This window comes from Pseudomonas sp. JZ134 (genome assembly GCF_051027695.1).
Taxonomy (GTDB): Bacteria; Pseudomonadota; Gammaproteobacteria; order Pseudomonadales; family Pseudomonadaceae; genus Chryseomonas; species Chryseomonas luteola.
On sequence record NZ_CP069250.1, the window covers coordinates 2,684,945 to 2,698,041 of the forward strand.

11 protein-coding genes are annotated in these 13,097 nt (G+C 54.3%); 4 read left to right on the forward strand and 7 right to left on the reverse strand.

Translation table 11 applies throughout. The features are described 5' to 3' along the window. Window positions 1–28 precede the first annotated feature (28 nt). Window positions 29–712, reverse strand: a complete 684-nt coding sequence (lolD, locus tag JQR86_RS12525) for a lipoprotein-releasing ABC transporter ATP-binding protein LolD (RefSeq protein WP_239380289.1) — start codon at window positions 710–712, stop codon at window positions 29–31. Next, window positions 705–1,961 (reverse strand): lipoprotein-releasing ABC transporter permease subunit, encoded by a 1,257-nt coding sequence (locus JQR86_RS12530; protein WP_312271388.1) that lies wholly within the window; start codon window positions 1,959–1,961, stop codon window positions 705–707. The genes lolD and JQR86_RS12530 overlap by 8 nt, the downstream gene beginning before the upstream one ends. Window positions 1,962–2,202: 241 nt before the next feature. Between JQR86_RS12530 and JQR86_RS12535 the strand changes: the two genes are divergently transcribed. The 3 genes from JQR86_RS12535 to JQR86_RS12545 are packed head-to-tail and all read left to right on the forward strand — an operon-like array spanning window position 2,203 to window position 3,811. After that, on the forward strand, window positions 2,203–2,778 hold the full coding sequence (locus JQR86_RS12535; protein WP_010797710.1) for a PilZ domain-containing protein: 576 nt from the start codon (window positions 2,203–2,205) through the stop codon (window positions 2,776–2,778). After that, complete coding sequence (locus JQR86_RS12540) at window positions 2,778–3,071, forward strand: hypothetical protein (protein ID WP_010797709.1); 294 nt, start codon at window positions 2,778–2,780, stop codon at window positions 3,069–3,071. The genes JQR86_RS12535 and JQR86_RS12540 overlap by 1 nt, the downstream gene beginning before the upstream one ends. Further along, entirely contained in the window at window positions 3,068–3,811 is a 744-nt protein-coding gene (locus tag JQR86_RS12545) for a glycerophosphodiester phosphodiesterase (RefSeq protein WP_286789177.1), read from the forward strand. The genes JQR86_RS12540 and JQR86_RS12545 overlap by 4 nt, the downstream gene beginning before the upstream one ends. Here the strand turns inward: JQR86_RS12545 and sthA are convergent. Together sthA and JQR86_RS12555 are read right to left on the reverse strand one after the other, a co-directional pair. Continuing rightward, on the reverse strand, window positions 3,808–5,202 hold the full coding sequence (sthA, locus tag JQR86_RS12550; protein ID WP_010797707.1) for a Si-specific NAD(P)(+) transhydrogenase: 1,395 nt from the start codon (window positions 5,200–5,202) through the stop codon (window positions 3,808–3,810). The genes JQR86_RS12545 and sthA overlap by 4 nt on opposite strands. A 206-nt stretch (window positions 5,203–5,408) precedes the next feature. Then, window positions 5,409–6,869 (reverse strand): glyceraldehyde-3-phosphate dehydrogenase, encoded by a 1,461-nt coding sequence (locus tag JQR86_RS12555; protein WP_174588319.1) that lies wholly within the window; start codon window positions 6,867–6,869, stop codon window positions 5,409–5,411. 139 nt (window positions 6,870–7,008) lie between these two features. On the opposite strand from JQR86_RS12555, the gene mfd reads away from it, so the two are divergent. Continuing rightward, window positions 7,009–10,458, forward strand: a complete 3,450-nt coding sequence (gene mfd, locus JQR86_RS12560; protein WP_434153652.1) for a transcription-repair coupling factor — start codon at window positions 7,009–7,011, stop codon at window positions 10,456–10,458. A 46-nt stretch (window positions 10,459–10,504) separates the two neighbouring features. Here the strand turns inward: mfd and JQR86_RS12565 are convergent, their stop codons facing one another. The 3 genes from JQR86_RS12565 to JQR86_RS12575 form a co-directional block, all read right to left on the reverse strand. Beyond that, window positions 10,505–11,242: an S-methyl-5'-thioinosine phosphorylase gene (locus JQR86_RS12565; RefSeq protein ID WP_010797704.1), complete on the reverse strand. Its 738-nt coding sequence runs from the start codon at window positions 11,240–11,242 to the stop codon at window positions 10,505–10,507. 9 nt (window positions 11,243–11,251) lie between these two features. Next, complete coding sequence (gene nagZ / locus JQR86_RS12570; RefSeq protein WP_407363100.1) at window positions 11,252–12,250, reverse strand: beta-N-acetylhexosaminidase; 999 nt, start codon at window positions 12,248–12,250, stop codon at window positions 11,252–11,254. A 105-nt stretch (window positions 12,251–12,355) separates the two neighbouring features. Then, complete coding sequence (locus JQR86_RS12575) at window positions 12,356–13,063, reverse strand: TetR/AcrR family transcriptional regulator (RefSeq protein ID WP_150347740.1); 708 nt, start codon at window positions 13,061–13,063, stop codon at window positions 12,356–12,358. Between the last annotated feature and the right edge of the window lie 34 nt (window positions 13,064–13,097).

The following is a 13,097-nucleotide window of genomic DNA, read 5'->3' on the forward strand; positions in this document are numbered from 1 at the left end:
TTACACTGTTTCAGGAGGAGAACGGCCGTCAGGCCGGAACCAGGCGGCCATCTTCCAGGCGCAGCGTACGATCCATCTGAGCGGCCAGCGCCTGGTCGTGGGTTACTACAAGAAAGGACGTACGCAAAGACGTTGAAAGTTCAAGCATCATTTGCTGAATTCCATGGGCCGTATGCTGATCCAAATTGCCTGTAGGCTCGTCCAGTAAAACCAGCTTGGGTTCATTGACCAATGCACGTGCGATGGCTACCCGCTGACGCTCGCCTCCGGATAACTCAGCCGGCTTATGGCTTAGTCGATGTCCCAGCCCCACCCGCTCCAGCAATGCAGAAGCTTTACTGCGGGCTTCAGCTATCGACATTCGACCGATAAGCAATGGCATGCAGACGTTTTCCAGTGCGCTGAACTCAGGGAGCAAGTGATGAAACTGATAAACGAAGCCCATGGCACGGTTACGCAACAGGCCGCGTGCCTTCTCATTGAGCGCCGAAAGCTCCTCCCCATCCAGCCATACACTGCCCTGACTTGGGGTGTCCAGTCCGCCCAACAGGTTCAGCAACGTAGTTTTTCCTGAACCGGAACTGCCTACGATCGAAACACGCTCTCCTGGAAGCAGCTCCAACTCTACGCCGGTCAGGACGTCGACCGTTTGCGGTCCCTCTTCGTAGCGCTTGCCCAGGTTCTGGCAACGCAGTACGGCTTTATCACTCATAACGCAACGCCTCGGCAGGCTGGGTGCGAGCAGCACTCCAGGAAGGGTACAGGGTGGCAAGGAAACTCAGCAGCAGCGAGGCACCACACACCCACAAGACATCATTGAGCTGCAACTGGGACGGCAAATAATTGATGAAATACACCTGAGCGTTCAGGAACTGATGTCCTGTCGTACGTTCCAGCCAAGCAATGAAGCCGCTAACATTAAGCGCAGCGACAACTCCCAAGGCGCAGCCAAGCAGGGTTCCGATTACGCCGATGAAAGTACCCTGAACCATGAAAACAAACATGATCTGGCGAGGCGTGGCACCCAACGTCCGTAAAATGGCAATGTCGGACGTCTTGTCAGTTACCACCATGACCAATGTCGAGATGATATTGAAGGCAGCTACCGCCACGATCAGAAGAAGGAGAAGGCCAATCATGGTCTTCTCCATACCGATGGCTTGATACAGGTTGCCATGGGTGCGAGTCCAATCACGTGCATAGAAGTCTTCGTTGTCACTTGCCAGCGACCGGACAATATCCCATGAGACCTGGGGTGCCTTGAACAGATCGTGCAGTTTCAGGCGGATGCCCTGGACCTGACTGGGCTGCCACCGCTGCAGGCGCGCCGCATCCTCAACATGGATCAGACCCACCGAACCATCCAGCTCTCCGGCCCCGACGCTAAAAATACCTACGACGGTAAGCCGCTTCATCCGGGGAAACATACCGGCAGGCGTCACGGCTACTTCCGGGGCGATATAGGTAACCTTATCACCCACTTTAACGCCCAGTTTCTGCGCAGCCAGCGTTCCGATAATAACGCCGAAACCGCCCGGTTTGAGATCCGTCAGCTTACCTTCACGCATGAAGTCACTGATGATCGAAACCTTCGGCTCCTCATTCGGATCAATGGCGTTGAGAAGTACGGTCTGAACGGCCTTGTCCTGGGTTAGCATGCCTTGCAGCTGGGTAAACGGCGCAACCGTGGCAACTTGAGGATTTTTTCTGGCCTGATCGGCAATAGTCCGCCAATCATTAATCGGCTGGTAGGACTCTACAGTGGCATGGGGAATCATCCCCAGGACGCGGTCGCGCATTTCACGGTCGAATCCATTCATGACCGAAAGCACTACGATCATGACCAGCACACCCAGCGCCAGCCCAACCATGGAGGTCAGGGAAATAAATGAAACGAAGTGATTTCTTCGCTTGGCACGCACATAACGCATGCCGATGTAGATAGGTAGTGGTCTAAACATATCCAGGCTTAAGCAGGAATGGGACGCAAGCGAGTCCTTATGGACAAGGGAAACGGCAAACAATACAGAACTGGCCGTTATAGTCCCAAGCTCGACTACACTCATATATGTAGCGTTCGCCACTTCAGGCGGAGCGAATCCCTGTTGCTTCACAGCCCTGACGAAGCGCCAGCTTACAGACTGGCAAGCCCCCATCAGCAGGCATTACACTCAACGCTTCGATCATCGCCGTGGGTTTACCATGACCGCACCAGACGCGGATGAACGCCGCGAATACTATCGCATCACAGACTCGATCGCACTGGAAATCACCCCACTTGCCGGGACAGAACAATCCGCCACGCCTAATGTGTCACCTTTGTTCGATCTGCTAAGTGAAATGCATCTTCTGGAGTTCGAATCACAGCACCTTCTGCGTAGCGTCAATGAGCGCGACCGCCCAATTGCCGCCTGTATAAAGCTGCTCAACAAGCGAATCGATTTACTGGGTCAGGCACTGACCTGGAATTTGATTCATGAAGTCGGAGAACCCAGACCTGTCGTGCTGTCCGAGGGTGGCATCAGCTTTCAACATTCAGAGGCGTTTTCACTGGGTAGCCAGCTAAGCCTGCGCATGATACTGATGCCTCAGGCACTGGGCCTTGAATTGAAAGCTGAAGTGATTCACTGCCAGCCGGCTACGCCAGACAGTTATGAGATAGGCACCAGCTTCGTAGACATCAGCGATGCACAACGCCAGCTGCTTGCTCGGCATATCTTCAAGAAGCAGGCCCATGAGCGCCGTACGCTCAGAGCACAGCCCAAGGGTGAGCAATAGTGAACTACTGGCTGAGTTTTTTACTGTTGCTCGGCCCAACAGCTGTTTTCGCCGATACGCTCTCGATCCCTATTAGTCGTCAAGGTGACACCCACACGGCCCTGCCCCAACCTGGGCAACTTCGCACCGAGGTGCTGAATCGATTTGGTTTGCCGGACGAAGAACATCCAGCCGTAGGTAAGCCGCCCATTACTCGCTGGGACTATCGCGACTTCAGCGTCTATTTTGAGAATAACCGTGTCATTGATGCGGTTCGTGACCATCAGCCACTTAATCGCAGGGAAACGCCATGACAGTCATCTACGGCCATCGAGGAGCCAAAGGCGAGGCCCCGGAAAACACGCTAGCCAGCTTTGAGCAGTGCCTGCAGGTGGGCGTAACCCGCTGCGAGCTGGACCTCCACCTGTCCAGTGATGGAGAATTGATGGTCATTCACGACCCTACCCTCAAGCGTACTACGGGACGTCGAGGTAAGGTTGTCGAGTTGCCTGCCGATACGCTGGTTACCTACGACGCACGCTTGGCAGGTCCCTCATGGCCTCGACCCTGCCCTATTCCACGCCTTGAGGATCTTTTCAAGCAAGTGGATTTCGAGCATTGGCAGCTTGAAGTCAAAAGCGCTTCACGCGTCCGGGCTGCACGCACCATCAAAGCCATCGATGAGCTGGCGAAACGTTTCAATCTCAGCGATCGCATTACGGTAACGTCCAGCTCACGGGAAGTATTAAGGGCGCTTAACCGTGATACTCCCTGGCTTCAACGTGGGCTGGTGGCAGAATATGCCTGGCTGGATCCGCTGAAAGTGGCTGCTAACTACGGCTGCCATTTACTTGCGCTCAATTGGACGCTGTGCACCCCTGAGCGACTCTTGAAGGCCCAGCGCCAAGGCCTGCATGTATCGGTATGGACGGTAAATGAGCCTTCCTTGATGCGACGCCTAATCGACTTCGGTGCAGACAGTTTAATTACGGATTATCCAGCACTGGCCAGAACCGTGCTGGATGATCACAAACCACAGGCTAAGCCGGCTTAGAAAAGCCGGTTCAACCCATCAAAGGCAGCTACGCGGTACGCCTCAGCCATGGTGGGATAATTAAACGTCGTATTGATGAAGTACTTGATGTTATTGCCAGGACCTTTCTGGTTCATGATGGCTTGTCCGATGTGAAGAATCTCGGACGCCTGATCGCCAAAGCAGTGAACACCAAGGACTTCCAGAGTCTCGCGATGGAACAGGATTTTGAGCATGCCTACCGGCTCGCCTGAAATCTGCGCTCGCGCCATGCTTTTGAAGAACGCTTTGCCAACTTCGTAGGGTACTCTAGCCTGCGTCAAATCGCGCTCGTTTTTACCCAAAGAACTGATTTCGGGAATGGTATAAATTCCAGTAGGAATATCATCGACATAGCGCGCTGAATCATCATCCAGAATATTACCGGCAGCTGAACGACCTTGGTCAAACGCTGCACTGGCAAGGCTAGGCCAACCAATGACATCTCCAGCCGCCAGGATATTGGGGCAACTGGTGCGGTAATTCTCATCCACGTTAATTTGGCCGCGGCTGTTCACCTCGATACCAACATTCTCCAACGCCAGCTGGTCGGTATTGCCGGTGCGCCCGTTACACCACAGAAGCGCGTCAGCTCGCAGCTTCTTGCCGGACTTAAGGTGAAGAACGACCCCATGCTCCAGGCCTTCAATACGCTCATACTCTTCATTGTGACGAATGAGCACATTATTGGTACGCAAGTGGTAGCTAAGCGCATCGGAGATTTCATCATCCAAGAAGCTCAGCAGCTGATCGCGCGTATCGATCAGATCGACGAGCACACCCAGGCCACTGAAGATGGAGGCGTATTCACACCCAATGACACCTGCTCCATAAATGATCAGGCGCCGTGGTGTATGGCTCAAGGTCAGGATGGTATCGCTGTCATAGACACGCGGGTGAGAGAAATCAACATCAGCTGGGCGATAAGGACGCGAGCCCGTTGCAATAACCACCTGCTTGCCAACCAGTTGTTCGGTACCGCCATTGGGATTTATGACGTTGATCGTGTGCTCGTCGATAAAGCTTGCGGTTCCGAAGTACACATCGACCCGGTTACGAGCAAAATAGGATGTGTGTGAATTAACCTGCTTTCCAATGACGCGCTCAGCACTCTTGAGCACGTCAGGAAAGGAAAACCAGCGAGGCTCGCCAATCGTGCGGAACATCGGATTATTGTTGAAATGGATGATCTGCTTGACTGAGTTACGCAGAGCCTTTGACGGAATGGTGCCAAGGTGAATGCAATTTCCACCGATGACCTGGCGACTGTCTACGACCGCCACCTTGCGTCCGTGCTTGGCTGCATTGATTGCAGCCCCTTCGCCTGCCGGGCCCGATCCCAGCACCACTACGTCATAGTTATAGACAGCCATGATTACTCCTCGAAAAAACGAACCGATCGCTCATGAGCGTCGAGCACATCATCACCGGCTCTACGGCAACCCGATTTAAGCGATGATCTCTATATAGGTTACACCTATCCTCTCGTTGCGACCTTTCGTCACACTAGAAAATCTTTTCAATTTAAAGCGATAAATAAAAACGGGAGCCTAAGCTCCCGTCTTCATATGAACAATGCTTAAACCGCTGGATAAGCCGGCGGGTTTACACCAGCCATTTCCTCAAGCACACGAACAACCTGGCAGCTATAGCCGAACTCGTTGTCGTACCACACATAGAGAACGACACGGTTATCGCTGCAAATGGTAGCACCTGCGTCTACTATGCCAGCATGACGAGAGCCAACGAAGTCGCTGGATACCACTTCAGGCGAGTTGACGAAATCGATCTGCTTGTGAAGATCAGAGTGCAGCGCCATATAACGCAGATAATCGTTGATCTCTTCCTTATTGGTGCCTTTTTCAAGGTTCAGGTTCAGGATAGCCATCGACACGTTGGGCGTTGGAACGCGAATGGCATTACCTGTCAGCTTGCCAGCCAATTCAGGCAGCGCCTTGGCGACCGCTTTGGCGGCGCCCGTCTCGGTAATCACCATGTTCAACGGTGCACTACGACCGCGACGATCACCTTTGTGGAAGTTGTCGATCAGGTTTTGATCATTGGTGAAGGAGTGAACCGTTTCTACATGACCGCTGATGATGCCGTACTTGTCATTGACGGCCTTCAGCACGGGCACGATAGCATTGGTGGTGCAGGAAGCCGCCGTAACAATGCTGTCTTCCGGGCTGATAGTGTTGTGGTTGATACCGTGAACGATGTTCTTGAGCGAACCCTTGCCAGGCGCAGTCAGCACGACACGTGCAGCACCCGGGCACTTCAGATGTTGCGACAGGCCTTCTGCATCACGCCATTTACCGGTGTTATCAACAATGATCGCATTATTGATACCGTACTGGGTGTAGTCGACTGTGGTCGGATCGTTGGAATAGATCACCTGAATCAAGGTGCCATTTGCACAAATCGTATTGTTGGTCTCGTCAACGGTGATGGTGCCTTCAAAGGAGCCATGTACCGAGTCGCGACGCAACAGGCTGGCGCGCTTGACCAGATCGTTTTCAGCGCCTTTACGCACCACAATGGCACGTAGACGCAGGCCATCGCCGCTTCCAGAGTGCTCGATAAGGATACGTGCAAGCAAACGTCCGATACGGCCAAAGCCATACAGAACCACATCGGTTCCCTGGCGCTTTTCGGTGCCCTGCTTACCTACAACGGCAGCCAGTTCTTCGCGCAGGAACTCTTTTAGATCACGCCCTGCCCCCGCCTGCTTGAATTTCAAGCTCAGACGCGCCAAATCAATGGAAGCGGCACCTAGCTCAAGTTCACTAATAGCCTTAAGCAGCGGATAGGTATCGTGTACAGACAATGCGACATCATCGACCTGACGTGCAAAGCGATGCGCCTTGAGAATGGCGATCACTGAACGATTAACCAAACCACGCCCATATATAGAGGTCACAACATTATTATTACGGTAGAGCTGACCGATCAGCGGAATCATTGCCTCCGCAATCGCCTCACGATCGATCCATTCACCAAGACACTGGTCGGAGTTCTGACTCACGGTGATACCTTCCATATGTAGGGGCTAACAAAAGGAACTACATTATGACCGCACCTGCCTGAACCGGCAATCTTCGCGCGTCGATGCACTGACAGCGAGACGAGACCGTCGTTACAATCCCAACTCAGATTTTTTTCAACGGAGCCTAACCAGCGTGCCCGTTTTGCGCATTCCATCAATTCCTGATACCGCCGGACGACAGCATTGGGGAAATCTCCCCGGAGCCGCGCTAAGTCTGGCTATTGCCGAGGCTGCAAGCGCTGCCAGCCAACGCTTCACCCTACTTTTAACGCCGGACAGCCAGAGCGCCGAACGCCTGGAGCAAGAACTGCGCTTCTTTGCCCCGAGGCTTCCCGTACTGCATTTCCCTGATTGGGAAACGTTGCCTTACGATATTTTCTCGCCGCATCAAGACATTATTTCCCAACGTGTAGCGGCGCTCTATCGTCTACCAGAGCTTGATCACGGCATTTTGGTAGTGCCTATCGCAACAGCCCTACATCGTATGGCACCTACACGCTTCCTGTTAGGCAGCAGTCTTGTGCTGGATGTGGGACAACGTCTGGATGTAGAGGCTACGCGGGCTCGCCTGGAGGCAGCCGGATACCGCTATGTCGATACCGTCTACGAGCATGGCGAATTTACAGTCCGTGGAGCACTGATTGATCTCTTCCCGATGGGCAGTAGTCTCCCGTACCGAATCGACTTATTCGATGACGAAATTGAGACATTACGCACATTCGATCCAGAGACGCAGCGATCAATCGACAAGGTGGACTCGATCCGACTGCTTCCTGCTCGAGAATTTCCGCTGCATAAAGAAGCCGTCACAGGGTTCAGGGCGCGCTTTCGAGAGCGTTTTGATGTGGATTATCGCCGCAGCCCTCTTTATCAGGATCTGGCCAGTGGCCTGACGCCCGCAGGCATCGAGTATTACCTGCCGCTGTTCTTTGATGAGACGTCAACGCTGTTTGACTACCTGCCTCAGAGCGCACAGGTTTTTTCGTTACCAGGCATCGAGCAGGCATCTGAACAGTTCTGGACGGACGTACGGACCCGTTACGAGGACCGTCGCGTTGACCCGGAGCGTCCTCTATTACCACCGGCTGAAGTTTTCCTCCCGGTAGAAGAGTGCTTCGCTCGTCTCAAGCAATGGCCACGCATTGTTATCAGTGGCGATGATATCGAGCCGGGTGTGGGTCGTGAGCGTTTTTCAGCGCGGCCTCTGCCCAATCTTGCCATTGAGGCCAAGGCTAATCAGCCATTGGCGGCCTTGCAAAATTTCCTGGCTGAGTTTGATGGGCGCATCCTGTTTACAGCAGAATCCGCCGGCCGTCGGGAGGTGCTGCTTGAGTTGCTGGCACGTATCAACCTGCGTCCTACATCGGTCGAGGGATGGGAAGATTTTCAGGAAACTGACGAGCGCCTGTCGATTACAGTCGCGCCGCTCGACGAAGGCTTGCTACTCGAAAAACCCGATGTAGCCCTCATTGCCGAAAGTCCGTTGTTTGGTCAGCGTATCATGCAGCGTCGTCGCCGGGAAAAGCGCAACGAGCATGGTGACAACGTCGTCAAGAACCTGACCGAGCTACGCGAGGGCGCGCCGGTCGTGCATATCGATCACGGCGTTGGGCGTTATATGGGTCTGGTAACGCTTGAGTTGGAGGGCCAGGCGCAAGAATTTCTATTATTGGAATATGCAGACGAAGCGAAGCTCTATGTTCCGGTTGCCAACCTGCACCTGATTGCCCGTTATTCAGGCGCTGACGACGCGCTTGCTCCACTGCACAAACTAGGTTCTGAAACCTGGCAGAAAGCCAAACGCAAGGCAGCTGAGCAGGTGCGCGATGTTGCAGCCGAGCTGCTGGATGTATATGCCCGTCGAGCCGCTCGGGAAGGATTTGCGTTTACTGATCCCAAGGCGGATTACGAAACCTTCGCAGCAGGCTTTCCGTTTGAAGAAACACCTGACCAGCAAGTTACTATCGATGCTGTACTCAAGGATATGCTGTCAGGCAAGCCCATGGATCGTCTGGTCTGCGGCGATGTAGGCTTTGGCAAGACCGAAGTCGCCATGCGGGCGGCGTTTGTAGCGGTACACAGCGGCAAGCAGGTGGCCGTCCTGGTTCCTACAACACTGTTGGCGCAGCAGCATTACAACAGCTTTCGCGACCGCTTTGCCGACTGGCCTGTGCGCGTCGAGGTGATGTCTCGCTTCAAGTCTGCCAAGGATGTTGAAAAGGCCGTACAGGAACTGGCTGACGGTAATATCGACATTATTATCGGCACACACAAACTGTTGCAGGACGACGTGAAGCTCAAGAATCTGGGACTCGTCATCATTGATGAGGAGCACCGATTCGGCGTGCGTCAGAAGGAGCAATTCAAAGCGCTACGCAGCGAAGTCGATATTCTGACCCTTACGGCCACACCGATTCCGCGCACGCTCAATATGGCTGTTGCAGGTATGCGCGATCTGTCCATCATCGCCACTCCGCCGGCTCGACGTTTGTCGGTCCGGACGTTCGTCATGGAGCAGCAGAACGCGGTTATCAAGGAAGCCCTTCTTCGCGAGCTGCTACGCGGCGGACAGGTCTACTACCTTCACAACGAAGTAAAGACCATTGAAAAGTGCGCCCGGGATCTTGCGGAGCTGGTGCCGGAGGCCCGTATTGGCATTGGTCATGGACAGATGCGCGAACGGGAACTGGAACAGGTCATGAGCGACTTCTACCACAAGCGCTTCAACGTGCTGGTAGCGTCAACTATTATCGAGACCGGTATTGACGTTCCCAGCGCCAATACCATCATTATCGAGCGTGCAGATAAGTTTGGCCTGGCGCAGCTGCATCAGCTGCGTGGACGTGTGGGACGAAGTCACCACCAGGCGTATGCCTACCTGCTAACACCGCCACGAAAAAGCATGACGCCTGATGCTGAAAAACGTCTTGAGGCGATTGCTGGTGCGCAGGACCTGGGCGCAGGCTTCATTCTGGCCACCCATGACCTTGAAATACGGGGCGCCGGCGAACTCCTGGGCGAAGGTCAAAGCGGCCAGATCCAGGCTGTAGGCTTTACGCTGTACATGGAAATGCTGGAACGGGCGGTCAAGGCTATTCGCAAAGGTGAACAACCGAACCTGGAACAGCCCCTTGGGGGTGGTCCGGACATCAATCTGCGGGTACCTGCGCTCATTCCAGAGGACTATCTACCAGACGTCCATACTCGCCTGATTCTGTACAAGCGTATTGCTTCTGCAGCCGATGAAGATGCACTCAAGGAGCTACAGGTCGAGATGATTGACCGCTTTGGCCTTTTGCCCAATGCCGTCAAAAACCTGGTCCGCCTGACACTTATGAAGATCAAGGCAGAAGCCCTAGGTGTTGTGAAGGTTGATGCCGGCCCGCAAGGCGGTCGCATCGAGTTCACTCATGATACGAAGGTTGATCCGTTGGTACTGGTCAAAATGATACAAAGCCAGCCCAACAAGTATCGCCTTGAGGGTGCAACCATCTTTAAATTCCAGGTACCGATGGAGCGTCCTGAAGAGCGTTTCAATATCATTGAGGCACTTTTCGAGCGCTTGACCCCGGAAAACGTCTAGTCCAGGTAACCGGCCGGGCACTCAGGAGGTGCCCGGCCAGTCGGGCTTAACCTGCCAGTACTGTTGCCAGTACAGCTTTAACCCTGCCTATACCCTCATGTAGCGCCTGCTCTATTTCAGCCATGGTGATAACGCCAGTTACCTTACCTGCAGCTGGATTAACAACCAACGCCAGACAGGCATAAGCCAAATCCTGCTCCCGAGCCAGTGCGGCTTCTGGCATGGCTGTCATCCCCACGATGTCACATCCATCACGCTCCAGGCGAACGATCTCTCCTGCCGTTTCCAGGCGCGGCCCTTGTGTACAGGCATAGACGCCCTGATCACTGTGGGCATAGCCGTGTTGACGCAGCGCACTGATCAATTGCTGGCGAAGCGCCTCATCATAGGGGTAGCTGAAATCGATATGGGTTACCGCTTCCAGAGACCCTTCAAAAAAGGTGTGTTCACGACCCCATGTATAGTCGACGATCTGGTGAGGCACACATAGATGCCCGCTACCCATTGCTGAATGGATACCGCCTACCGCATTAACGGCCAGGATTGCTTCTGCACCGGCATGCTTGAGCGCCCATATATTGGCCCGATAATTAACCTGATGAGGCGGGATGCGATGTGGATGACCGTGGCGTGCCAGGAACAATACTTCGCGCCCTGCATAATGGCCCTTGAGAATGTCCGCCGAAGGCGCGCCATAGGGCGTGTTTATTCTGAGGGACTCATCCAGCGTCAGACCTTCCAGCTGCGTCAGGCCAGTCCCGCCAATAATGGCGTAAACGGTCATATAAACTCCTTAATCAATCAAACCTGCTTGGCGCAGAGTAGATAAAGCCGCAAGCCAGCGAGGATGCTGACGGTATTCAATGGGCGGAAATGCTTTTGCACTCATGCGTTTCAACCGCTGCGAAGGGTTGGCTTTCAAGCGCTGCAGCGCGGTTAGCGCCAGCTCAGCCGCGGCACGGTCATTACAAACGAGCCCCATGTCACAGCCAGCACTCAAGGCAGCCTCTATGCGTCCTGCCGCGTCACCGGCAACATGCGCACCGGCCATGGATAGATCGTCGCTAAAAATAACACCCTTGAAACCCAACTCGCCGCGAAGCACGTCCTGCAGCCACCGCCGCGAAAACCCGGCTGGCTGCTCATCTACGCAGGGATAGATCACATGAGCAGGCATGATCGCTTCCAGCTGCCCACTCAGACGCTTGAAAGGTACAAGATCAACGGCCTTGATGTCTTCCAGGCTACGCTCGTCACGGGGAATAGCCACATGCGAGTCGGCTTCTGCCCATCCATGCCCCGGGAAATGCTTGCCGGTTGCAGCCATGCCAGCAGCATGCATGCCGCGAACGAAGGCGCCCGCCAGATCGGTCGCCCTGTCCGGCGCCCCCTCGAAGGCTCGCTGACCGATTACCGCGCTACGGCCATGATCAAGATCCAGAACCGGAGCAAAGCTGAAGTCGAGCCCGACGGCCAGCACTTCGGTTGCCATTATCCACCCGCATGCCTCGGCAAGGCGGTCGGCCTCTGGATGATCGGCAAATCGCCGCATGGCAGGCAGACGTACAAAGCCCTGTCGAAGTCGCTGGACGCGGCCGCCCTCCTGGTCGACAGCCAATAGCAACTCCGGCCGCTCGGCGCGTATGGCTTCACATAGCTCACGCACTTGGCGAGGATGCTCGATATTGCGAGCAAAAAGAATGAGCCCACCCACTTCGGGCTGGCGCAGGAGATGTCGGTCTTCAGCGGTCAGCCATGTGCCGCCAATGTCCACCATTAATGAGCCTTGCATAGGCATTCCTGAGGCACAGAAAACAAGTGAGGCATGGTGCCCTTTCAACTCGTTTCAATCAATGTGTCAGTAATGCCTTTGCTGAAAGCGCTGGCATATCCTCACTCAGAAGCGCTGAGCATCCTGACTGACAGGCTTGCGGGGCTTGAATTGCGCAGATGCCAGAGCCTGATCCGTCATTGCACTCTCCGCCAGCATGCCACTGGCCATGAAAGGCACCATCAAACGCAATACCTGCTCCGTTGACGTATGTACACCAAAATCATTATCAGCCATGGCCTTCAAAGCCTTGATACCTGACATGCTGAATGCAGCCACCCCTATCATGAAGTGGGCGCGCCAGAACAGCTCCAGCGGAGGAATGTCAGGCGCGGCCACGGCAACCAGCTCCATGTAGCGACGAAAAACGCGTCCGTATGCCTCTTCGAGGTATTTCTTCAGATGCCCCTGGCTCTCACTGAATGCCAGCCCTAAAAGCCGCATGAAAATGGAAAGATCATTACCGTGACGCGGTTTGATGGCTAACGCCTGATCTACCAGCAGATAAAGAAGCTCCTCAAGGTCTGCCTTGGTCCCGGACTTGCCGTACCGTCGGTCCAGCTCATTTTCCAAACACGCGCAATAAGGGTCCAGAAAACGAGAGAATACCGCCTGGATAAGGGATTTCTTCGAGCCGAAGTGATAATTCACTGCTGCAAGGTTTACATTCGCCTTGCTGGTTATCAGGCGGAGCGATGTTTCAGCAAAGCCACGCTCAGCAAAAAGTTGTTCAGCGGCATCCAATATCCGCTCGACCGTTTCAGATTGAGCCATCGCTTAACTACCTGATCATAAAATGTTTTAAACA